We start from the raw sequence: 21,743 nt of genomic DNA, 5'->3' as shown, positions 1-21,743 counted from the left end.
ATCGTCCTCGCTCCGACCTATTGGAGCGCGACTTATGCCTGTCTCGAACAAAGCCGATGGGGCCGCTATCCACGCGGCGGACGCGCCGATCGGCGTCACCACCGGCCCGATCCGCGGCAGCCGCAAGATCCATGTCGGCGAACACCGCGTGGCGATGCGCGAGATCATACTCGATCCCTCCTGCACCGAGCCGCCGCTGCGCGTCTACGATACCAGCGGCCCCTATACCGACCCGAAGGCAACGATCGACATCGCCGCCGGCCTGCCGCCATTGCGCCGCACCTGGATCGAGGCGCGCGGCGACGTCGAACCCTACGGCGCACGCGAATTGCGGCCCGAGGACAATGGTCGAATCGGGCCCGATCGTTCGGGCGGCGTGGCACGCTTCCCCCAGGTGGTGAAACGGCCGCTGCGCGCGCGCGCCGGCGCCAATGTCAGCCAGATGCACTATGCCCGGCGCGGCATCGTCACGCCCGAGATGGAATATGTCGCCACGCGCGAGAATCTCGGCCGCGCGATGCGCAAGGATCACGTCCGCGACGGCGAGTCGTTCGGCGCGAGCATCCCCGATTTCGTCACGCCCGAATTCGTCCGCGACGAAGTGGCGCGCGGCCGGGCGATCATCCCCAGCAACGTCAACCATCCCGAATCCGAGCCGATGGCGATCGGTCGCAACTTCCTTGTCAAGATCAACGCCAATATCGGCAATTCGGCGGTGGCCAGCAACGTCGCGGCCGAGGTCGACAAGCTCGTCTGGTCGATCCGCTGGGGCGCGGACACGGTGATGGACCTGTCGACCGGACGCAACATCCACGACACGCGCGAATGGATCATCCGCAACTCGCCGGTGCCCATCGGCACCGTGCCGATCTACCAGGCGCTCGAAAAGGTCGGCGGCGTGGCCGAGGAACTGACCTGGGACATCTTCCGCGACACGCTGATCGAGCAGGCCGAGCAGGGCGTGGATTATTTCACCATCCATGCCGGCGTCCGCCTCGCCTATATCCCCATGACCGCCAGGCGCGTGACCGGGATCGTGAGCCGCGGCGGCAGCATCATGGCGAAATGGTGCCTCAGCCATCATCGCGAGTCGTTCCTCTACGAACGGTTCGACGAGATCACCGAGATCATGAAGGCGTACGATATCGCTTATAGTCTCGGCGACGGGCTGCGCCCCGGCTCGATCGCCGACGCGAACGACGAGGCGCAATTCAGCGAGCTCTACACGCTGGGCGAACTGACCCACCGCGCCTGGGCGCAGGACGTGCAGGTGATGATCGAGGGCCCCGGCCATGTACCGATGCACAAGATCAAGGAGAATATGGAAAAGCAGCTTCAGGTCTGCGGCGAGGCGCCCTTCTACACCTTGGGGCCGCTGACCACCGACATCGCACCCGGTTACGACCATATCACCAGCGGCATCGGGGCTGCGATGATCGGTTGGTACGGCACCGCGATGCTCTGCTACGTCACCCCCAAGGAGCATCTGGGCCTGCCCGACCGCGACGACGTGAAGACGGGCGTCGTCACCTACAAGCTCGCCGCGCACGCCGCCGATCTCGCCAAGGGCCACCCGGCCGCGAGGATGCGCGACGACGCGCTGAGCCGCGCGCGTTTCGAATTCCGCTGGCGCGACCAGTTCAACCTGTCGCTTGATCCCGACACGGCGGAGCATTATCACGACCAGACGCTGCCGGCCGAGGGCGCCAAGACCGCGCATTTCTGTTCGATGTGCGGCCCGAAATTCTGCTCGATGAAGATCACGCAGGAGGTGCGCGACTTCGCCGCCGGCCGCGCCGCGCACAACGCCGCGCTGGGCGACGACGGCGGCCCCGCCCGCCGCGACTTCGCCGCGAAGCCCGGCCCGGCAGACGCCATGTTCATCCCCGTCGAAGAGGCCGAAGCCGGCATGGCGCAGATGCGCGAAACCTTTCGCGCGAGGGGCAGCGAAGTGTATCTGCCAGCCGCGGAGTAAGGGGACCCCAACACCATGGCTTTCACGATCCTGCCCTATGACGATGCCCGCGCCGCGGACTTCCACGCCATCAACGCGGCGTGGATCGAGGATATGTTCGTGCTCGAGGACCATGACCGCCACGTCCTTGCGCACCCGCGCGAGGCGATCGTCGACAAAGGCGGAGTGATCCTCTTCATCGCCGCGCCCGATGGCCGGATCGTGGGCGCGGGCGCGCTGATGCAAACGGAACCCGGCGCCTATGAGCTCACCAAAATGGGCGTCCGTGCCGAAACACGCGGATCGGGGGCAGGCGCGTTGCTGCTCGCGGCACTGATCGAACGGGCGAAAGAATTGCCCGGCATCGAGACGCTGTACCTGCTCACCAACCACGCCTGCGAAGCGGCGATCCACCTCTATGAGCGCGCCGGCTTTCTACACGACGCGGCGATCATGGCGCGCTTCGGCCACAGCTACGATCGCTGCGACGTGGCGATGCGCCTGCCTCTCGTCCGGACGTAACGAACCCACGTCGTGACAAAGGGCGCGCATCACCGTGTACGTGGGTGCGCCCGCTCAATCCCGCACCACCACGCCTTTCCAGAACGCCACCCGCCCGGCGATCTCGGCGGCGGCGGGTTTGGGATCGGGGTAATACCACACGGCGTCGGGGTTCTCGGCGCCGTTCACGGCTAGCGTGTAGTAATGCGCGGTGCCCTTCCAGGGGCAGATGCTCGTCGTGGCGCTGGGGCGCAGGACGTCCGGCTCGACCGAGTCGCGCGGGAAATAGGAATTGCCCTCCACGACCACGATGTCGTCGCTCCGCGCGATCAGCATGTCGTTCCAGCGTGCCTCGGCCATGACGTTCCTCCTGCCCGGCGACGCGGTACGCGCGCCGTCGGAGGGGAACGCACCGCAGGGCTCCGGGTGTCCGGCGGATCAGTCGGACGTCGGCGGCGTCGCGGGCTTGCCCTTGGTGGTAGGGTTGGAGGCGTTGCCCTTGGGCGGCTTGACCGCCTTGGGCTTGCGCACTTCCTTGTTCGATTTCATCTGGCCCTTGGCCATGGCGGCATCCTTCGCGGGCGGGAAGCCCGTGTCCGGCCTACACGCTTCGCCGGTGAAAGCCCAATCAGGTCCGGTCGCGGGCCCTGGCATGCGCGCGGGCGAAATCGCCCAATCCCTTGTCGGTGCCGCAGATCCGGTCCCAGATCCGGAAATACAGGCCGAAATTGCAGCCATATTGCTCGTGATGGCGCTGGTGGTGGCTCGCGGTGATGAGCCAGCCGCCGAGCGGCCCGGCCCACAGCGCCCTCGGAAACAGCTCCCACCCCATATGGTTGGTGACGCCCATCACGGTCATCACGCTCAACACCACCGCCAGCGCGCCGATATGGATCGGGATCAGGAACACCAGCACGGGAATGACGAACGCCCCCGTCAGCGCCTCGATCGGATGGAACGCCATCGCCGCCCAGGCGGTCGGCGGGCGGCTCGCATGATGCACCGCATGCGCCATGCGGAAGGGCTTGGGGCGGTGCATCCAGCGATGCGTCCAGTAGAACCACGTATCGTGCGCGAGCAGGTAGAGCAGCACCGACAGCGGCCAGTACCAGAGCGGCCAGGCGTGGAGATCGGCATAGATCCGCGTCCATCCGCGATTCTGCCAACCCCAGGCGACCAGCCCCGCGGGCACGCCGTAGATCGCGGCCGAGGCGAGGCTCCAGCCGATCTCGCGCCGCATCTGCCGATCGAGCCCGCGATAGAGCCCCGGATGCCGCGCCCGCGTGCCCCAGGCGAAGAGCCCGGAGACGATCAGATAGCGCACGCCCACGATCACCGTCATCGCCAGCGCGGAGAGGATCAGGGCGAGCGTCATCCCCGCGCCCTTACGCCTTTGCGCCCGCGCCCGCCATCCGTTCGAGGATGCGGATCGGCTTGTCGTGATATTGCCCCTCCGCCCAGGGCGCATAGCCGAGATGCGCCGCCAGGCGGAGCGAGGGCGCGTTGCCCGGATCGATGATGCAGCGCGTCCGCGCCAGGCCCCGCGCATCGACCCAGCCGAGCGCGGCGGCCAGCCCCTCGCGCGCATAGCCCCGGCCGTGCGCCGCCCCGGTCATCGTCCACCCCGCCTCGGGCGCATCGTCGATCGCGGGGACGATCGCGCGGCGCGCCTCGATCAGCCCCATCTCGCCGATCCAGCGACGGTCGTCGCGCGCGCGCACCACCCAGGAGCCATAGCCGAACGCCGCCCATTGCCCGATCGACCGCAACAGCCGGATCCACACCTCCTCGCGCGATCGCGGCTTCCCGCCGATCATCGTATAGACCGCGGGCTCCGCCCACATCGCGGCGCATTCCTCCAGGTCGTCGGGCGTATAGGCCGTCAGCGTCAGGCGGGCGGTGGTGAGCGTCGGCGCGTGCATCGGCGTCATGCTAGCGCGGCGCGGCGCCGGCGCCATCCCCCGCCGGAACCGGGTCTGGTCGGTGCGAATATAACCTGAGTCACCGGCGCGTACGATTGGGCCTGCGCAAGCCGCCCCGCGCGCGCTAGACGGGCGCATGGCCTCCACGCTTCCTTGCGACGTCGCGATCGTCGGCGGCGGGCTTGCCGGCGCGCTGATCGCGCTGGCGCTGAAGGCGCGCCATCCCGCCCTCGACGTGCGGCTGATCGAGGGCGACGACCGGATCGGCGGCAACCATGTCTGGTCGTTCTTCGGCAGCGACATCGACGCGCGCGACCGGCCGCTGCTGGCGCCGATCGTCGCGCATGCCTGGCGCGGCTACGAGGTGGCGTTCCCGCATCACGCGCGCCGCGTGGATGCGACCTATTATTCGGTCCACAGCGCCGGGCTGGACCAGGCGGTGCGCGCCGCGCTGCCGGCGCACGCGCTGATGCTGGGCCGCAAGGTGCTGGGCGCATCGGCCACCGCGGTGGTGCTGGCGGACGGCGACCGGGTGGAGGCGACGGGCGTGATCGACGCCCGCGGCCCCGCCGATCTCTCGCTGCTCGATTGCGGCTGGCAGAAATTCGTCGGCCGCGAACTGGTGCTGGCCGAGCCCCACGGCCATGAACGGCCGACCGTGATGGACGCGCGCGTGGCGCAGATCGACGGCTATCGCTTCGTCTATCTGCTGCCGTTCGGGCCCGACCGGATGTTCGTCGAGGACACCTATTACAGCGACACGACCGCGATCGACCATGACGCGCTGGACGGCCGGATCGAGGCCTATGCCGCCGCCGCCGGCTGGACCGTCACCGCGCGCGGCCATGCCGAATCGGGCGTGCTGCCGGTGGCGATGGGCGGCGATTTCGAGGCCTATTGGCGATCGGGCGGTGCGCGCGTCGCCAAGGCGGGGATGCGCGCCGGGCTGTTCCATCCGACGACCGGCTATTCGCTGCCCGATGCGGTGCGCACCGCGCGGCTGATCGCGACGCGGCGCGATTTCGCCGGGCTCGATCTTCACGACACGACGCACCGCTTCGCGCGGCAGACATGGCAGCGCCGCGGCTTTTACCGCATGCTCGACACGATGTTGTTCAAGGCGGCCGAACCCGCGGAGCGATACCGTGTGCTCGAGCGCTTCTACCGCCTGTCGCCGGGGCTTATCGGGCGCTTCTATGCAGGACGATCGACGTTGATGGACAAGGCACGCATCCTCACCGGCAAGCCGCCGGTCCCGATCGCCCGCGCGATCAAGGCGATCCGGGCATGAAGACCGCGATCGTCATCGGTTCGGGCTTCGGCGGGCTGGCGCTCGCGATCCGGCTGCAATCCGCCGGCATCGCCACCACCATCGTGGAGGCGCGCGACAAGCCCGGCGGGCGCGCCTATTATTGGGAGCGCGACGGCTTCACCTTCGATGCGGGCCCCACCGTCATCACCGATCCCGAGTGCCTGCGCGAATTATGGGCGCTTTCGGGCCGCGACATGGCCGAGGACGTGACGCTCGAGCCCGTTACCCCCTTCTACCGGCTCAACTGGGCCGACGGCACCAATTTCGACTATACCAACGACGACACGCTGCTGCGCCAGGAGATCACGAAGCTCAACCCGGAGGACTGGGCGGGCTATCTGAAGTTCCTCGATTATTCGGCGGGCGTGTTCAAGGAGGGGTACGAGAAGCTCGGCCATGTCGCCTTCCTCGACTTCGCCTCGATGATAAAGGCCGCACCGGCGCTCGCCAAATATCAGGCGTGGCGGTCGGTCTATTCGATCGTGTCGAGCTTCGTTCAGTCCGAAAAGCTGCGCGAGGCGCTGTCGTTCCACACGCTGCTGGTGGGCGGCAACCCGATGACGACGAGCGCGATCTATGCGCTGATCCACAAGCTGGAGCGCGATGGCGGCGTGTGGTTCGCGCGCGGCGGCACCAACCGGCTGGTGGCGGGCCTCGTCGCGCAGTTCGAGCGGCTGGGCGGCACGCTGCGGCTGGGCGATCCAGTCGTCTCGATCGACACGCTCGGCGACCGTGCCACGGGGGTGACGTGCGCGAGCGGCTGGCACGGCGCGGCGGATGCGGTGGCGACCAACGCCGACGTGATGCACAGCTACCGCGACCTGCTGAAGACCTCGCGCAGCGCGCAGCGCACGCGCGGGCGGCTGGAGCGCAAACGGTACAGCCCGTCGCTGTTCGTCGTGCATTTCGGGATCAAGGGCACCTGGCCCGGCATCCCGCACCACATGATCCTGTTCGGCCCGCGCTACAAAGGGCTGCTGGCCGACATCTACGATCACGGCGTGCTGAGCCAGGATTTCTCGCTCTATCTCCACCATCCGACCGTCACCGATCCGGCGCTCGCGCCCGAGGGCATGTCGACCTTCTACGCGCTCGCCCCGGTGCCGCACATGGGCAAGTTCCCGGTCGACTGGGACGAGGTGGGCCCGATCCTCGAAAAGCGCATCCTGGACGAGATCGGCCGCCGCCTGATCCCGGACATCCACGAGCGGGTCGTGACGAAATTCAGCTATGCGCCCAAGGATTTCGCGACCGACCTCAACGCGCATCTCGGCAGCGCCTTCAGCCTGGAGCCGGTGCTGACGCAAAGCGCGTGGTTCCGCGTCCACAACCGCGACGATGCGATCCCCAACCTCTATTTCGTCGGCGCCGGCACGCATCCGGGCGCCGGCATCCCCGGTGTGGTGGGCAGCGCGAAGGCCACCGCGGCGCTGATGCTGGAAGAGGGACGATAGGCCAAACCCGCCGTTAAGACCTTTGCGGGTACAAACCCCCGGTGAAGCCGATCGAACCCCTGCCGCTCCACCATAGCTGGCCGCTCGCCGAATCGGGGCAGCGGTTTGCGCTGGGGCTGGTGCATGGCGGATCGGGCCCGGCGTCGGTGGAGGCGGCCACGACCGGGCCGTGGACATGCGCGTTGCCCGACGATGCGCTGACCTGGTCCGATGCGGTGTACGACATCTTCGGCTTGCCCCGCGGCATCGCGGTGCGGCGCCAGGAAGCGCTGGCGCTCTATGCCGAGGAATCGCGCGCCGTCCTTGAGCGGCTGCGCGCGCATGCCATCCGGCACCGGCGCGGCTTCACGCTCGACGCGCGGATCCGGCCCGTCACCGGGCCGGAACGCTGGATGCGGCTGATCGCGGTCCCGGCCTGCGAGAACGGCCGCACCGTCCGGCTGCACGGCATCAAACAGGACGTGACCGCGCTGTACCGATGACGGCCCCGGCCGTGCGCCGCTTGTGAGGCGTCGACGCTTCGCCTAGCGCTGCGGCCATGACCAGCGCAGCCTCGATGAGACGTCTCGCCATCTATTGCGGATCCGCGACCCCTGCCGATCCCGTCTATATCGAATCCGCGCGCGCGATCGGCCGCACGCTGGCGGAGCGCGGCATCGGCGTCGTCTATGGCGGCGGCCGGCTGGGGCTGATGGGCGCCGTCGCCGATGCCGCGCTCGCCGCCGGGGGCGACGTGATCGGCGTGATCCCGCAGGCGCTGGTGGATGCCGAAGTGGCACATCGCGGCCTGACCGAACTGCACGTCGTGGCGGGCATGCACGAGCGCAAGGCCGCGTTCACCGAGCTGTCGGACGGGTTCGTCACGATCCCCGGCGGCACCGGTACGATGGACGAATTGTGGGAAGCGCTGAGCTGGGCGCAGCTCGGCTATCACGCCAAGCCGGTGGGTCTGCTGAACGTCGCGGGCTATTATGATGGCCTTGTCGCCTTCTGGGAAAAGATGGGCGATGTTGGCTTCCTGCGTGCGCAACACCGCGACCTGCTGATCGTGGCGGACACGCTGGCGGTGCTGCTGGAACGCATGGCTGCGCATGTGCCCGCGCGGCCGATCGTGGCGATGAAGGCGGCGGAGCTGTGAGGCGCCCCACACCAGGGCCGTACCCCGGCGGAGGCCGGAGCCCAGTTGGAAAGGCTTTGGGAACGAGCCGCATCGCCAACCAAGCTCCGTCTCCCCACTGGGCCCCGGCCTCCGCCGGGGTGGTTCGAAGTGCGAGGTAGGTGACCAGCCCTCTCCCCACTCGCGAAGCGACCGTAGCCGCCGCGCGCGAATCCATCGCGCGCGGGTCGAAGAGCTTCGCCGCGGCCAGCCGGCTGTTCGATCCCCCGACCCGCGAACGCGCATGGCTGCTCTATGCCTGGTGCCGCGCGTGCGACGACATCGCCGACGGGCAGGATCACGGCCATGGCATGACGCGCGTCGATGACGCGCCGGCACGGCTTGCCGAACTGACCGCCAAGACCGAAGCCGCGCTGGCGGGGCGGGTGGTCGGCGATGCGCCGTTCGACGCGCTGCGGATCGTCGCCGCCGAAACGCGGATGCCGCCCGCGCTCGCGCGCGACCTGATCGCCGGCTTCGCGCTCGATGCCGCGGATTGGCGCCCGCGCACCGAGGATGATCTCTACCGCTATTGCTACCATGTCGCCGGCGCGGTCGGCTGCATGATGGCGGTGGCGATGGGCGTCGGTCCCGACGACGCCGCCACGCTCGACCGCGCCTGCGATCTCGGGCTCGCCTTCCAGCTCGCCAATATCGCGCGCGACATCGGCGAGGATGCCGCGGTCGGCCGCTGCTATCTGCCCGCAGACTGGTTGGCCGAAATGGCGATCCCGGCCGACCGGATCATGGCGCCCGAGCACCGCCCCGCGCTCGCCATCCTCGCCCGGCGTCTTGCCGACCGGGCCGCGGCCTTCGAGCGGAGCGCGCGCTACGGGACGCCCGCCCTGCCGTTCCGCTCGGCCTGGGCGGTGCTGGCCGCCGCCGGGATCTATGGGGCGATCGGCCGCCATGTGGCCGATCGGGGCGAGCGCGCCTGGGACGAGCGGGTGGGAACGTCGACGCTTGCCAAGATCGGGTTCATCGCCACTGCCGCGCGCCAGGCGGCGGCCCGACGGCGCGCCTATCCGCCGACACCACGACCGACGGACCTCTGGCGCCGCCCGGTGCTCAGCCCCGGTTCGTCTTCGCCTCGGCCTTGACGAGCAAGGGCCCGTTCGCGCGGCAATCGGCAGCGATCACGGGATAGGAGAGATCGCTGTTTTCCGCGAGCTGTGCGGGCAGCGCGGCGCGGCACTGCGCCATGCTGGCATAATGCGTCGCGACGATCCTGGCCTGGGTGCAGGCGGCGTTGCCGTCGCCGCAGCCCATGATCGCCATCACGAAGACCATCGGTCCCATCGCACCAACTCCCGCCGCCTGTCGGTAAAAGCGCATGTCGGCGCGCGATGTTCCGCCGGTCACGGTTTCGCCACGGGCCGTCGCGCCCTACATGGGCGGAAGATGCCACCGCAAACCCACCCCTCTTCGCGCGCCGACCAGCCGCTGCTGCCGACGCTGCGCCGTTTCCTGCCCTATCTCTGGCCCGCCGGAGAACCGATGCTCCGCGCGCGGATCGTCGTGGCGATGGTCTTCGTCGTGGCGTCCAAGCTCGTCCAGGTGTTCGGCTCGGCCTATACGCTGAAATATGCGGTCGACCGGATGGCGAGCGGCGACCGCAGCCTCGCCACGCTCGTGATCCTGCTGGTGATCGGCTATGCCGCCTCGCGCTTCTCGACGACGCTGTTCGACAATCTGCGCAACGCGGTCTTCGAACGCGTCGGGCAGGAGGCGACGCGCCGTCTGGCCGCCAACGTCTTCCGCCACCTCCACGCGCTGTCGCTGCGCTTCCATCTCGAGCGCCGCACCGGCGCGGTCACCAAGGTGGTGGAGCGCGGCACCAAGAGCATCGATACGATGCTGTATTTCCTGCTCTTCAACATCGCGCCCACCGTGCTCGAGCTCACCCTGGTGCTCGGCATCTTCTGGCATAGCTTCGGCATCGGGCTGTCGGCGGTCACCGTGGTGATGGTGATCGGCTATATCGCCTTCACGCGCTGGGTGACCGACTGGCGCAACGCACTGCGCACGCGGATGAACGATCTCGACACCGGCGCGGTGGCGCATGCGGTCGATTCGCTGCTGAATTTCGAGACGGTCAAATATTTCGGTGCCGAGGCGCGCGAGGCCAAGCGCTACGAGGACGCGGTGTCCGCCTATGCGCAGGCCGCGACGAAATCGGAGAATTCGCTCGCGTGGCTGAACGTCGGCCAGGCGCTCATCACCAACGCGATGCTCGGCGGCGGCATGGCCTATGTCGCCTGGGGCTGGTCGCAGGGGCGGTTCTCGGCGGGCGACGTGGTGTTCGTGTCCACGCTGCTCTCGCAGCTGTTCCGCCCGCTCGACCTGCTCGGCATGGTGTATCGCACCATCCGCCAGGGCGCGATCGACATGGGCAGCATGTTCGACCTTATCGACACGCCCGCGGACGTCGTGGATGCGCCGGACGCGGTGCCGCTGGTCGTAGGGCGTGGTGCGATCCGCTTCGAGGACGTGCATTTCGGCTATGATCCCGGCCGCGAGATCCTGCGCGGCATCGATCTGGAGGTGCGGCCGGGCACCACCGTCGCGATCGTCGGGCCGTCGGGTGCGGGCAAGTCGACGCTCGCGCGGCTGCTCTACCGCTTCTACGACCTGACCGCGGGGCGGCTGACGATCGACGGCCAGGACGTCGCGCACGTCACCCAGGCGTCGCTGCGCGCCGCGATCGGGATCGTGCCGCAGGATACGGTGCTGTTCAACGACACGATCGGCTACAATATCGGCTATGGCCGCGAAGGCGCCGAGATGCCCGAGATCGAGGAGGCCGCACGCGGCGCCGCGATCGCCGGCTTCATCGAACGCCAGCCGCAGGGCTATCACACCCGCGTCGGCGAGCGCGGGCTGAAACTGTCGGGCGGCGAGAAGCAGCGCGTGGCGATCGCGCGCACGCTGCTGAAGAACCCGCCGATCCTGATCCTCGACGAAGCCACCAGCGCGCTCGACAGCCGGACCGAGGCGGACATCCTCGACACGCTGCGCCGGATCGAGCGCGGCCGCACCACGATCGTGATCGCGCATCGCCTGTCGACCGTGGTCCATGCCGACCAGATCGTCGTCCTCGACGCCGGCCGCATCGCCGAACGCGGCAGCCACGCCGAACTCCTGCGCCGCGGCGGCCTCTATGCCGAAATGTGGGCGCGCCAGGCGCACGAGCGCGAGGAGGCGCTGGCGGCGGAGTAGGTCCGGCGCGCCGCGAGGAAACGCTGGCTCGCGGGCGTCGATCGAAACCGGGATGACCGCGCCGTTCCGCGGTTGAACCGAAGCGGGCACGCGGTTAAGCCATGTTGATCCTCAGGAGCGGTGCAATGTGGCGTGGTCGGTCGGCGCTGTTTTCGATCGGCCTTCTACTCGGCGCAGCGCCGAATCCCGAACCCTTCCCCCTCGACCGCTTCGTCGAAGCGGAGCCCGGCATGGATCGGCGGATCGCGGTCGATGGGACGTGGATCGACATCGCGGAGACAAGCTGCGGCGCGCAGCGGCTGGGGCATCCCGCCTGCTTCGGCGATGCCGATGGCGATACGCGCTACCTCGTCGCCATGGTCCGCTCGCGGGACGGCGCGCCGCCTCTGCGGATCACCAGCGATCCGGGGCTGGGTTTCCGCTATGCGGTTGGCCGGCTGTCGCCGCACGATCCGCATCCTTCGCTCGTCATCCTTACGGACGCCGGCGGATCCGGCGGATGCGTGTCGATCCAGATTGCCTATGCGGAGCCCAAAGGGTTTGCCGCGGCGCGGCTGAACCATGGCGCTGCCGGGAGCGGCAACGCCACCTTCTGCCGCGTGGATCCGGTATCGCGCGTGCCCTTCCCCACCGATCGCTCGGGGCACGGGACCGCCGATTTCGTCCTCGCCGACGATCGCTTCGATTGCGGTTTCGGATCGTGTGCGAGCACCTGGGCGCCGCCGCGGGTCTTCGCGTTCGACCATGGCACGAGCCGCGACGTCTCGGCAGATCCGAACCTCAAATCCCTGTTCGCCGATGACGCGGTCAAGGCCCGCGCCGCATGCGAGAACACGCGCAACCCCGAGCCGAAGGGTGCCTGTATCGCCTATGTCGCCGACGCAAGCCGGATCGGCGCGGGAGCAGAAGCGATGGCGGTCCTGCGCCGCCGAATCGGCGGCGCGCCGGTGACGCGATGCACGCAATTCGAGCACACCGAACCCCCGCGCTGTTTGGCCGAGACGCGCTACCGCGATTTCGCCGACGAGGCGGAAGCGGTACTCGACCGGCTCGGCTATCCGATTCTCTCGGCCGTGCACCGCTCGACATCGTGAAGCGGATCGCTACCTAAGCCTGTGATGCACCCCGATCCCCTTCCCACGCTCCAGCGCGTGTTCGGCTTTCCCGATTTTCGCGGCGTCCAGCGCCAGGTGGTCGATCGCGTGCTGGCGCATCAGGGCACGCTCGCGGTGATGCCGACGGGCGCGGGCAAGTCGCTCTGCTACCAATTGCCCTCGGTGATGATGGAGGGGACGTGCGTCGTCGTCTCGCCGCTGATCGCGCTGATGCACGACCAGCTCCGCGCCGCCGAGGCGGTGGGGATCCGCGCCGCCACGCTGACGAGCGTCGACCAGAATCGCGGCGAGACGATCGCGCGGTTCAAGGCGGGCGCGCTCGATCTGCTCTATATCGCGCCCGAGCGCGCCTCGACCGCGTCGTTCCGCGAATTGCTGGCCAGCGCGCCGCTGAACCTCTTCGCGATCGACGAGGCCCACTGCGTCAGCGAATGGGGCCATGATTTCCGCCCCGATTACCGGCTGCTCGCGCCGCTGATGAACGCGTTTCCGGATGTGCCGCGGCTCGCGCTGACCGCCACCGCCGACGCGCATACCCGTGCTGACATCCTGCAACAGCTCGGGCTGCCGCAGGACGGGTTGATCGTCTCGGGCTTCGATCGCCCCAATATCCGCTATGCGATCAGCCCCAAGGCCAACACCAACCAGCAGATCGCCGCGATCGTGGCGGCGCAGCCCGGCCCCGGCATCGTCTATGCGCAGACCCGCGCCGCCACCGAGAAGCTGGCCGAGGCGCTGGGCCGCACCGGCCGCCCGACGCGCGCCTATCATGCCGGGCTGGAGCCGCACATCCGCCAGAAGAACCAGGCCGATTTCGTCGCCAGCGAAGACATGGTGATCTGCGCGACGGTCGCGTTCGGGATGGGGATCGACAAGCCCGACGTCCGCTTCGTCGCGCATGCCGGCCTGCCCAAGTCGATCGAGGCCTATTATCAGGAAACCGGCCGCGCGGGCCGCGACGGCGATCCGTCGGTGGCGCATCTGTTCTGGGGCGCGGAGGATTTCGTCCGTGCCCGCCAGCGCATCGCCGAGGTGGAGCCCGAACGCCAGGCGGGCGAGCGCGTGCGGCTGGCGGCACTCGGCGCGCTGGTCGAGACCGCCGGCTGCCGCCGCCGCATCCTGCTGAAGCATTTCGGCGAGGACCGTGCCGAGGATTGCGGCAATTGCGACAATTGCCTGGGCAGCCCCGATGCCGTCGACGTCACGGAGGTGGCGAGGAAATTCCTCTCCGCGGTGTTTCGCACGGGCCAGAGCTTTGGCGTCGGCTATATCGAACAGGTGCTGACCGGCGCCTCGACCGAGCGCAGCCTGATGAACGGCCATGAGGCGCTGTCCGTCTGGGGCATCGCCGCGGGCGAGGAGGCGGCGCTGGTGAAGCCGGTCGCGCGCGCGCTGCTGCTGCGCGACGCGCTGCGCGCCAACGATCATGGCGGGCTGGAATTCGGCCCCGCCGCGCGCGCGATCCTGAAGGGCGAGGCGCAGCTTTCGGTGGTGGTGCCGCCCAAGCGCGTGCCCCGCAAGCGCGGCGCGGCGGGCGCGGTGCCCAACCCGGTCGACGATCCGCTGTTCGAGGCGCTGCGCACCTGCCGGCGCGAGCTGGCCAAGGAGGCGGGCGTTCCGCCCTATGTGATCTTCCACGATTCGGTGTTGCGCGGCATGGCGGCGCAGCGCCCCGCCAGCCGCGCGGCGCTGGGCGTGCTCTCGGGCATTGGCGCGCGCAAGCTCGACGCCTATGGCGAGGCCTTCCTCAACGTCATTCGAGACGCGGCATGATCCGGACCATCAACGAGAGCATCGCCGTCGCGCCGCAGATCGCGCCCGAGGATATGGCGACAATCGCCGCCGCGGGCTTCAAGGCGGTCATCAACAACCGGCCCGACGACGAGGAGCCCGGCCAGCCGAGCGGCGCCGCAATCCGCGCCGCGGCCGAGGCCGCGGGCCTCGCCTATACCGCCATTCCCGTGACCCATGCCGGCTTCTCGCACCCGCAGCTCGACGCAATGGCGGACGCGCTCGTCGCGGCCGAGGGTCCCGTGCTCGCCTATTGCCGCTCGGGCACGCGCTCGTGCAACCTGTGGGCGCTGGCCGCGGCCAAGGCGGGGCGCAATCCCGAGCTGCTGGTGACGCAGGCGCAGCAGGCCGGCTACGACCTGTCCGGCATCCGGCCGACGCTCGACGCGCTGGCGGGAGGCCAATGACCGCGCCGCCCAGTGCGAGCATCGCGGCGCTGGCGGTGCTCGCGGTGGCGGCCTTGTTTGCGATCGGGCTCCTTGTCCGCATGGCGCTGCGCCGCGGCGGCGACCGGATCGACAGCCCCGAAGAGGCGGCGAGCGCCGCCGAGAGCGCGCTGCCCCGCTTCGCCGCGCGCAACGCGGTGGTGGGCGCCGACGGCGCCGCCGCGCTGGTGGTGGGCGAAGATGCGCGCCTCGCCGTGCTGCGCCGCCGGGGCCGGCGCCATGCGGTCCACGAAATCGGCTGGAGCGCGGTCCGCTCGACCGCCGGCGGGATCGTCGTGGAAACGGGCGACCGCCGGCTGGGCGACGTGGCGCTGGCGGGCGTCGACGTGCTCGACGTGCGGCGGATGGCGCCCTGATCTGACGTCATCGCCCAGGCGCGATGCGTGCTCGGATATTGCGCAGCGGCCGGCACGGCGACGTTTCTCTCGCGGCGCATGCCGGCCAAGACGCCGGGTTCGCGCAAAGACGCGAAGACGCGAAACTGTTGCGCCCGGTCATGATCGTCACGAGCCCAGGGGTTTGAGGACCGATGGCCCAAAACGCATCGTCTTCGCGCCTTCGCGTGAACCCGATCGCTCGCGAGGCCCTGATCGGGCCAGCCCACCGCCGCGCCACAAAAAAAGGCCGGTGCGTCGCCGCACCGGCCAGGTGTGTCCGCAGGAGGAACATCGTGGGGCGGGCGCCTTGCGGGGCGCCCGCCCGATGGCTTCAATAATGGTAGGCGCGCTCGCCATGCTCGGCGATGTCGAGGCCGTCATATTCGGTCTCGACCGACGCGCGCATGCCCCAGGTCTTGTCGATCAGCAGGTACAGCACGGTCGCGCCGATGCTCGACCAGGCGAGCGTCACGATCACGGCCTGGCATTGGATCCACACCTGGGCCAGCATGTCGTAGCTGCCGACCGCGAGCGTGCCGGGCTTGCTCGCATAATCGGCGATACCTTGGCCGCCGAGCTTCGGCGAGACGAGCACGCCCGTCAGGATCGCGCCGGTGATGCCGCCGACGCAGTGCACGCCGAACACGTCGAGGCTGTCGTCATAGCCGAACTTCGTCTTCACCTTGGCGACGAAGAAGAAGCAGATCGGCGAGACGATCAGGCCCAGCACCACCGACCCCATCGGCCCGGCATAGCCGCTGGCCGGCGTCACCGCGACGAGCCCGGCGACCACGCCCGAGGCCGCGCCCAGCAGCGACGGCTTGCCGCGGACGATCTGTTCGCACAGCAGCCACGACAGGCCGGCCGCGGCGGTGGCGACGAAGGTGTTGATGAAGGCCACCGCGGTGACGCCGTTGGATTCGAGGTTGGAGCCGGCGTTGAAGCCGAACCAGCCCACCCACAGCAGCGAGGCGCCGATCATCGTCATGGTCAGCGAATGCGGCGGCATCGGCTCGCGGGGATAACCGGTGCGCTTGCCGAGGAGCAGCGCCATCACCAGCCCGGTGATGCCGGCGTTGATGTGCACCACGGTGCCGCCTGCGAAATCGAGCGCGCCCTTCTGGAACAGCCAGCCGGCGTCGAGATTCTGCGCGTCGAGCGCAGCGGTGCCCTTCATCGCCGCGGCGGCGATCGCGTCGGGGCCGCCCCAATACCAGACCATGTGCGCGATCGGGAAATACACGAACGTGACCCAGAGCGCGACGAAGAGCATCAGCGGCGAGAACCGCACCCGCTCCGCCACCGATCCGACGAAGAGCGCGGGCGTGATGCACGCGAACGTCATCTGGAAGCAGATATAGGCATATTCGGGGATGTAGACGCCGTTGGAGAACGTCGCCGCCTGGCTGTTGGCGTCGACGCCGATCAGCAGCGCCTTCGACAGGCCGCCCCAGAACGCGTTATGCCCGGTGAACGCCATCGAATAGCCGAAGGTGACCCACATCACCGCAACCAGGCAGACGATCATCAGCACCTGGGTCAGCACCGACAGCATGTTCTTGGTGCGCACGAGGCCGCCATAGAACAGCGCGAGCCCCGGCACCGACATCATCAGCACGAGGAGCGTGGAGACAAGCATCCAGGCGGTGTCGCCCTTGTCGACGCTGGCCTTCGGGATCTGGCCGGCGACCGCGCCGGCGGGCGTCTGCGCAAAGGCCGGGTGCGCCAGCAGCGCCGCAGCGCCAAGGCCGCCCAGCGCGAGCGCGATCTTCTGTGTCGGCTTCATTGGTCCCCCCAATCCTGTCAAAGTGCGGAATCGTCGGTTTCGCCGGTGCGGATGCGCACCGCTTGCCCCACGTCGAGCACGAAGATCTTGCCGTCGCCGATCGCGCCGGTGTTGGCCGATGCCTGCACCGCCTCGACGACGCGGTCGGCCAGCGCCTCGGCGCAGACGACCTCGATCTTGATCTTCGGCACCATGTTGGTGCTGTATTCGGCACCGCGGTAGATCTCGGTCTGGCCCTTCTGGCGACCGAACCCCTTGACCTCGGTGACCGTCATGCCCGCGACGCCGATCTCGGTCAGCGCCTCGCGCACTTCGTCCAGCTTGAACGGTTTGATGATGGCGATGACCAGCTTCACCGGTGCCCCTTCCCTATGTCCCGGAATATCTCCAGCAACCATCGTGCCAAGTGGGACAGACCGGGATTCGGGGCGTAGCGTCGGCGGATTCGTGAACGATCGGTAAATTTTTTAGGCAGGCGGACGGGTCTGCCCGAAAATCAGGCAGCGTCGGCGACGATCCGCTTGGCCGCCGCGAGATCCGCATCGTCCACCATCACGCGCACCGGGATCAGCAGATAGCTGCCGTCCCCGATCGAGGTCTCGCCGTCGAACGCAATCGCCTCAATCCCTTCGCTGGCCAGCCGTCCGACAAGGATATGCGCTTCGTTGCGGCTGAAACGGCCGAGTTCGGCGATGCTCATAGGGTCGGCGCTCCGATTGACGCGCGCAGACCGTGCGCATACATCGAGCGCATGAAGCATGATCCCATAACGGCCGGCAAGCGCAAATCGGTCAATCTGTCGATCGATACGGGCGTGATCGCCGCAGCGCGCGAGGCGGGGCTCAACCTGTCGCGGATCACGGAAGACGCGTTGCGGATCGAGACGAAGCGGCGACGCGAACAGATGTGGCGCGAGGACAACCGCGAATGGCTCCAAGGCTTCAATCGCCGGTACGAAGCGGAGGGCGATCCGCTCGCGCATCTGGAGCCGCTATAGTGGCTCAATTCGACGTCTGTCGCGTGCGTGGCGACGTTCTCGTGATCGATTGTCAGTCCGATCTGCTCAGCGGTCTGGCGACGCGCCTCGTGGTGCCGCTTCGAACACCCGATCCGGCGGCACCCGACCGCCTGCTGCCGGTCTTCACGATCGATGGCCGCCGCCTCGCGATGGTGACGCCGCTCGCCCGCAGCATCGCGGTCCGCGATATCGAGAGCATCGTCGCCAATCTGACCGCCGAGGAATATCGGATCAAGGCCGCGCTCGACATGCTGATCTCGGGTTACTGAGCGGCGCTCACCCGGTCGCCGTGCCGCCCACCGTCAGCCCGTCCACCAGCAGGGTCGGCTGGCCCACGCCCGCGGGCACGCTCTGCCCGCCCTTGCCGCAGATGCCGATGCCTTCGTCCAGCGCGAAGTCGTTGCCGATGCCGCGCACCTTCGTCAGCGAACTGGGACCATCGCCGATCAGCGTCGCGCCCTTGATCGGCGCGCCCAGCTTGCCGTCCTCGACCAGGAACGCCTCGGTGCAGCTGAACACGAACTTGCCCGAGACGATATCGACCTGACCCCCGCCGAACGCGCGCGCGAAGATGCCGCGCTTCATGCGGGACAGCAGCTCGGCGGGATCGTCGTTGCCCGCCTTCATGAAGGTGTTGGTCATCCGCGGCATCGGCGCATGCTGGAAGCTCTCGCGCCGGCCATTGCCGGTGGGTTCGACCCCCATCAGGCGCGCGTTGAGGCGATCATGGATATAGCCCTTCAGGATGCCGTCCTCGATCAGCACATTCTCCTGCGTCGGCGTGCCCTCGTCGTCGATCGACAGCGATCCGCGGCGGTTCATCAGCGTGCCGTCGTCCACCACGGTCACGCCCGGTGCCGCGACGCGCTCGCCGATCCGGCCCGAAAAGGCGGACGTGCCCTTGCGGTTGAAATCGCCTTCCAGTCCGTGGCCGATCGCCTCGTGCAGCAGGATGCCCGGCCAGCCCGGCCCGAGCAGCACGGTCATCTCGCCCGCGGGCGCCGCGATCGCGTCGAGATTGGTCAGCGCCTGCGCCAGCGCGGCATCGATTGCGCGATCATAGGTCTCGGGCGCGAACAGGTCGTCATAGAGATAGCGCCCGCCGATCCCGTAGCTGCCGGTTTCGCGGCGGCCGTTGCGCTCCACCACGATCGACACGTTCAGCCGCACCAGCGGGCGGACGTCGGTCGCGACGAAGCCGTCGGCGCGGACGATCTCGACCACGCTCCAGCTGCCCGACAGGCTGACCGACACCTGCGCCACCTGCGGATCGCGCGCGCGCGCCGCGGCGTCGATCGTCTGGCACAGGTTCACCTTGTCCGCGAACGGCACGAGGTCGAGCGGATCGGCATCGGTGTAGAGCCGCCGGTTGGTGCCGCGCGGCGGGGCGGGCCGCGCGCCCTTCGCCGGATCGATCAGCGTCATCGTCTCGGCAGCGCGGCGGATCGCGGCGGGCGACAGCTCGTTGGCATGCGCGAACGCAGTCGTCTCGCCCGATACGGCGCGCAGGCCGAAGCCCGAATGCGTGTCGTAGCTCGCGGTCTTCAACCGGCCGTCGTCGAACCCGAAGGCTTCGGAGCGGCGATACTGGAGATAGAGTTCGCCGTCGTCGGCGTTGGCGAGCGCCTTGGCGGTCAGCGCCTGCGCCTGCTCGGGATCGAGCGCGTCGCGGTAGAGAAAGCTGCGGGGATCGGTCATGCCCGCCGATATAGGCGGCTCAGCGCCCCGCGCCATCCCCGTGATCGGGCAGCGTCGCCGGATCCACCCCGTCCGCCGGCCCACCGATCAGCACGAAGCGCCGGTCGCAATAGCCGCAATCGACATAGCCGCTCTCGTCGATCTGCAGCCACACGCGCGGATGGCCGAGCGCGGCGCCGCCGGGAATGTCGGTCGCCCCGTCGCAGGCGACGCGGGGTTGCGAGACGCGGGAGAGTTCGGGAGGCGGAAGCATGGCGTCGCGATAGCAAGCGTGCATCCGCCGGGCAATAACCGGTTGAGGGTGCCCGCCCACGCGCCTATTCCCCCCGTCATGACCGAAGCCGCGATCGCCATCGACAATCTGTGCAAAACCTATGCGGGCGGCAAGCGCGCGCTCGACGGGGTGAGCTTCGACGTGCCGCGCGGGCAGATCTTCGGGCTGCTCGGCCCCAATGGCGCGGGCAAGTCGACGCTCATCAACATCCTGGCCGGGCTGGTCAACAAGACGAGCGGCCGCGCCGCGATCTGGGGCTTCGACATCGACGCGCATCCCAGGAACGCCAAAGCGTCGATCGGGATCGTCAACCAGGAGATCCTGTTCGATCCGTTCTTCACCCCGGTCGAGACGCTGAACATCCAGGCGGGCCTCTACGGCGTGCCCAAGGCCGAGCGCCGCTCGATGGAGCTGCTGCGCGCGGTGCATCTGGAGGACAAGGCCAACGCCTATGCCCGCACGCTGTCGGGGGGCATGAAGCGGCGGCTGATGGTGGCCAAGGCGATGGTCCATTCGCCCCCCGTGCTCGTGCTCGACGAGCCGACCGCGGGCGTCGACATCGAACTGCGTCAGCAGCTCTGGACCTATGTCCGCGCGTTGAACGACCAGGGCGTGACGGTGGTGCTGACGACGCATTATCTCGAAGAGGCCGAACAGCTTTGCGACCGGATCGCGATCATCAACCATGGCCGCGTGATCGCCAACGAGCCGACGCGCGAGCTGGTCGGCAAGGCGCAGGAGAAGATCGTCTCGCTGACGGTGGATCGCGACGTGGAGACGGTGCCCGCCAATGCCTGTTTCCAGAAGATCGCGCTGAAGGGCATGCGCACGCTGGAAATCACCTATGCCAAGGACCGCGTGAACGCGGGCGAGGTGCTCGCCGCGGTGCAGGGCAGCGGCTTCGGGATCGTCGACGTGTCGACCAAGGAAGCCGATCTGGAAGACGTGTTCCTGAGCCTGACGCGGGCATCGAACGGGTAACCATCCACGAAGTATATCCCATTGACATATCCCCTTGCGCGTCCCACATTACGCGAGGAGGCAGACGATGACGCGGACGACGGTGTTTCTCTCCAACCGATCCCAGGCGGTGCGGCTCGCCAAGGATGTGGCGTTCCCCGATGGCGTGCGCGAGGTCGCCGTCCTTCGCGACGGGGTGCGACGGATCATCGTTCCGGCCGATCGCACATGGGACGATTTCTTCGCCGCGTCGGGCATCGATCTGGGCGAGCGCCAACAGCCCGAGGCCCAGGATCGCGAAGCTTTCTGATGCTCCGCTACATGCTCGATACCAATCTCTGCATCCGGGTCTTGCGCGATCGCCCGCAGAGCATCCGTGCGCGCTTCAACGCCGAAACCGACGGGCTGGCGATCTCGACCATCGTGCTGACCGAGCTGCTGCACGGCGCCGCGAAGTCGGCACGGCCGATCGACAACCGGACGGAGGTGGAGCGGTTCGCGAGCCGGCTGGAGGTCATGGCGTTCGATGCCGAGGCGGCAGCGCATGCCGGCGACATCCGCGCGACGCTGGAACGCGAAGGCCGATCGATCGGCGGTTACGACGTGCTCATTGCCGGGCATGCGCGCAGCCGCGGCCTTATCGTCGTCACCGGCAATCTGGGCGAATTCCGCCGGGTGGACGGGCTGCGCTGCGAGGATTGGCTGCCCGCCGCCGCGTGAGCCCCATCTCCGCTCTGTCCTACGCACCCTCCGCTGTGGC

At 68.6% G+C, this 21,743-nt stretch carries 27 protein-coding genes; 17 read left to right on the top strand and 10 right to left on the bottom strand.

All coding sequences use genetic code 11. The features are described from left to right. Positions 1-34 precede the first annotated feature (34 nt). Both thiC and L8H00_RS11345 read left to right on the top strand, forming a co-directional pair. Positions 35-1,975: a phosphomethylpyrimidine synthase ThiC gene (gene thiC / locus L8H00_RS11350; protein WP_277924392.1), complete on the top strand. Its 1,941-nt coding sequence runs from the start codon at positions 35-37 to the stop codon at positions 1,973-1,975. A 15-nt stretch (positions 1,976-1,990) separates the two neighbouring features. After that, positions 1,991-2,476, top strand: coding sequence for a GNAT family N-acetyltransferase (locus L8H00_RS11345; protein ID WP_242097436.1), 486 nt, complete (start codon positions 1,991-1,993; stop codon positions 2,474-2,476). 54 nt (positions 2,477-2,530) lie between these two features. Here the strand turns inward: L8H00_RS11345 and L8H00_RS11340 are convergent, their stop codons facing one another. From L8H00_RS11340 to L8H00_RS11330, 4 genes are all read right to left on the bottom strand, one after another. After that, positions 2,531-2,815, bottom strand: coding sequence for a DUF427 domain-containing protein (locus L8H00_RS11340; protein ID WP_242097435.1), 285 nt, complete (start codon positions 2,813-2,815; stop codon positions 2,531-2,533). A 78-nt stretch (positions 2,816-2,893) separates the two neighbouring features. Further along, positions 2,894-3,019, bottom strand: coding sequence for a hypothetical protein (locus tag L8H00_RS18860; protein ID WP_267381854.1), 126 nt, complete (start codon positions 3,017-3,019; stop codon positions 2,894-2,896). A 64-nt stretch (positions 3,020-3,083) separates the two neighbouring features. Then, on the bottom strand, positions 3,084-3,830 hold the full coding sequence (locus tag L8H00_RS11335) for a sterol desaturase family protein (protein WP_242097434.1): 747 nt from the start codon (positions 3,828-3,830) through the stop codon (positions 3,084-3,086). Between the two features lie 10 nt (positions 3,831-3,840). Further along, positions 3,841-4,377, bottom strand: coding sequence for a GNAT family N-acetyltransferase (locus L8H00_RS11330; protein ID WP_242097433.1), 537 nt, complete (start codon positions 4,375-4,377; stop codon positions 3,841-3,843). A 136-nt stretch (positions 4,378-4,513) separates the two neighbouring features. Here L8H00_RS11330 and crtY point away from each other — a divergent pair, with 136 nt between their 5' ends. From crtY to L8H00_RS11305, 5 genes are all read left to right on the top strand, one after another. Next, positions 4,514-5,668 carry a lycopene beta-cyclase CrtY gene (crtY, locus tag L8H00_RS11325; RefSeq protein ID WP_242097432.1) on the top strand — a complete coding sequence of 385 codons (1,155 nt, stop codon included), beginning with the start codon at positions 4,514-4,516 and terminating at the stop codon, positions 5,666-5,668. Continuing rightward, complete coding sequence (locus L8H00_RS11320; protein ID WP_242097431.1) at positions 5,665-7,143, top strand: phytoene desaturase; 1,479 nt, start codon at positions 5,665-5,667, stop codon at positions 7,141-7,143. The genes crtY and L8H00_RS11320 overlap by 4 nt, the downstream gene beginning before the upstream one ends. Positions 7,144-7,184: 41 nt before the next feature. Then, positions 7,185-7,625: a PAS domain-containing protein gene (locus L8H00_RS11315; RefSeq protein WP_242097429.1), complete on the top strand. Its 441-nt coding sequence runs from the start codon at positions 7,185-7,187 to the stop codon at positions 7,623-7,625. Between the two features lie 74 nt (positions 7,626-7,699). Then, positions 7,700-8,281 carry a TIGR00730 family Rossman fold protein gene (locus tag L8H00_RS11310; protein WP_242097428.1) on the top strand — a complete coding sequence of 194 codons (582 nt, stop codon included), beginning with the start codon at positions 7,700-7,702 and terminating at the stop codon, positions 8,279-8,281. Between the two features lie 140 nt (positions 8,282-8,421). Further along, positions 8,422-9,399, top strand: coding sequence for a phytoene/squalene synthase family protein (locus L8H00_RS11305; RefSeq protein WP_242097427.1), 978 nt, complete (start codon positions 8,422-8,424; stop codon positions 9,397-9,399). On the opposite strand, the gene L8H00_RS11300 is transcribed toward L8H00_RS11305, so the two are convergent. Next, positions 9,368-9,598 (bottom strand): hypothetical protein, encoded by a 231-nt coding sequence (locus L8H00_RS11300; RefSeq protein ID WP_242097425.1) that lies wholly within the window; start codon positions 9,596-9,598, stop codon positions 9,368-9,370. The genes L8H00_RS11305 and L8H00_RS11300 overlap by 32 nt on opposite strands. 102 nt (positions 9,599-9,700) lie before the next feature. Between L8H00_RS11300 and L8H00_RS11295 the strand changes: the two genes are divergently transcribed. From L8H00_RS11295 to L8H00_RS11275, 5 genes are all read left to right on the top strand, one after another. Further along, complete coding sequence (locus L8H00_RS11295) at positions 9,701-11,518, top strand: ABC transporter ATP-binding protein/permease (RefSeq protein WP_242097424.1); 1,818 nt, start codon at positions 9,701-9,703, stop codon at positions 11,516-11,518. A 125-nt stretch (positions 11,519-11,643) separates the two neighbouring features. Beyond that, on the top strand, positions 11,644-12,612 hold the full coding sequence (locus L8H00_RS11290; protein ID WP_242097422.1) for a hypothetical protein: 969 nt from the start codon (positions 11,644-11,646) through the stop codon (positions 12,610-12,612). Positions 12,613-12,636: 24 nt separating this feature from the next. Next, positions 12,637-14,406, top strand: coding sequence for a DNA helicase RecQ (recQ, locus tag L8H00_RS11285; RefSeq protein WP_242097420.1), 1,770 nt, complete (start codon positions 12,637-12,639; stop codon positions 14,404-14,406). Next, a complete protein-coding gene (locus L8H00_RS11280; RefSeq protein WP_242097418.1) occupies positions 14,403-14,831 on the top strand; it encodes a TIGR01244 family sulfur transferase in 429 nt (142 codons plus the stop codon). Before recQ ends, L8H00_RS11280 begins: the two co-directional genes overlap by 4 nt. Then, positions 14,828-15,226: a hypothetical protein gene (locus L8H00_RS11275; protein ID WP_242097417.1), complete on the top strand. Its 399-nt coding sequence runs from the start codon at positions 14,828-14,830 to the stop codon at positions 15,224-15,226. The genes L8H00_RS11280 and L8H00_RS11275 overlap by 4 nt, the downstream gene beginning before the upstream one ends. Before the next feature lie 352 nt (positions 15,227-15,578). Here L8H00_RS11275 and L8H00_RS11270 read toward each other — a convergent pair whose 3' ends face one another. From L8H00_RS11270 to L8H00_RS11260, 3 genes are all read right to left on the bottom strand, one after another. Continuing rightward, a complete protein-coding gene (locus L8H00_RS11270) occupies positions 15,579-17,033 on the bottom strand; it encodes an ammonium transporter (protein ID WP_242097415.1) in 1,455 nt (484 codons plus the stop codon). Positions 17,034-17,050: 17 nt separating this feature from the next. Then, a complete protein-coding gene (locus L8H00_RS11265) occupies positions 17,051-17,389 on the bottom strand; it encodes a P-II family nitrogen regulator (RefSeq protein WP_242097413.1) in 339 nt (112 codons plus the stop codon). 140 nt (positions 17,390-17,529) lie between these two features. Further along, complete coding sequence (locus L8H00_RS11260) at positions 17,530-17,733, bottom strand: DUF2007 domain-containing protein (protein ID WP_242097412.1); 204 nt, start codon at positions 17,731-17,733, stop codon at positions 17,530-17,532. Between the two features lie 51 nt (positions 17,734-17,784). Here L8H00_RS11260 and L8H00_RS11255 point away from each other — a divergent pair, with 51 nt between their 5' ends. Further along, positions 17,785-18,030, top strand: coding sequence for a type II toxin-antitoxin system CcdA family antitoxin (locus L8H00_RS11255; RefSeq protein WP_242097411.1), 246 nt, complete (start codon positions 17,785-17,787; stop codon positions 18,028-18,030). Further along, positions 18,030-18,320, top strand: coding sequence for a CcdB family protein (locus tag L8H00_RS11250; protein ID WP_242097410.1), 291 nt, complete (start codon positions 18,030-18,032; stop codon positions 18,318-18,320). Before L8H00_RS11255 ends, L8H00_RS11250 begins: the two co-directional genes overlap by 1 nt. A gap of 7 nt (positions 18,321-18,327) precedes the next feature. Here the strand turns inward: L8H00_RS11250 and tldD are convergent, their stop codons facing one another. Then, positions 18,328-19,749 carry a metalloprotease TldD gene (gene tldD / locus L8H00_RS11245; RefSeq protein WP_242097409.1) on the bottom strand — a complete coding sequence of 474 codons (1,422 nt, stop codon included), beginning with the start codon at positions 19,747-19,749 and terminating at the stop codon, positions 18,328-18,330. Positions 19,750-19,768: 19 nt separating this feature from the next. Next, positions 19,769-20,002, bottom strand: coding sequence for a zinc-finger domain-containing protein (locus L8H00_RS11240; RefSeq protein WP_242097407.1), 234 nt, complete (start codon positions 20,000-20,002; stop codon positions 19,769-19,771). 78 nt (positions 20,003-20,080) lie between these two features. Between L8H00_RS11240 and L8H00_RS11235 the strand changes: the two genes are divergently transcribed. From L8H00_RS11235 to vapC, 3 genes are all read left to right on the top strand, one after another. After that, positions 20,081-21,004, top strand: a complete 924-nt coding sequence (locus L8H00_RS11235) for an ABC transporter ATP-binding protein (protein ID WP_242097405.1) — start codon at positions 20,081-20,083, stop codon at positions 21,002-21,004. 67 nt (positions 21,005-21,071) lie between these two features. After that, on the top strand, positions 21,072-21,293 hold the full coding sequence (gene vapB, locus L8H00_RS11230) for a type II toxin-antitoxin system VapB family antitoxin (RefSeq protein ID WP_242097404.1): 222 nt from the start codon (positions 21,072-21,074) through the stop codon (positions 21,291-21,293). Then, complete coding sequence (vapC, locus tag L8H00_RS11225; protein ID WP_242097402.1) at positions 21,293-21,703, top strand: tRNA(fMet)-specific endonuclease VapC; 411 nt, start codon at positions 21,293-21,295, stop codon at positions 21,701-21,703. Before vapB ends, vapC begins: the two co-directional genes overlap by 1 nt. Positions 21,704-21,743 lie beyond the last annotated feature (40 nt).

Origin of the sequence: Sphingomonas sp. CROZ-RG-20F-R02-07, from assembly GCF_022662335.1 — a bacterium.
Classification (GTDB): Bacteria; Pseudomonadota; Alphaproteobacteria; order Sphingomonadales; family Sphingomonadaceae; genus Sphingomonas.
This window is presented reverse-complemented; position numbering and strand designations above follow the sequence as displayed.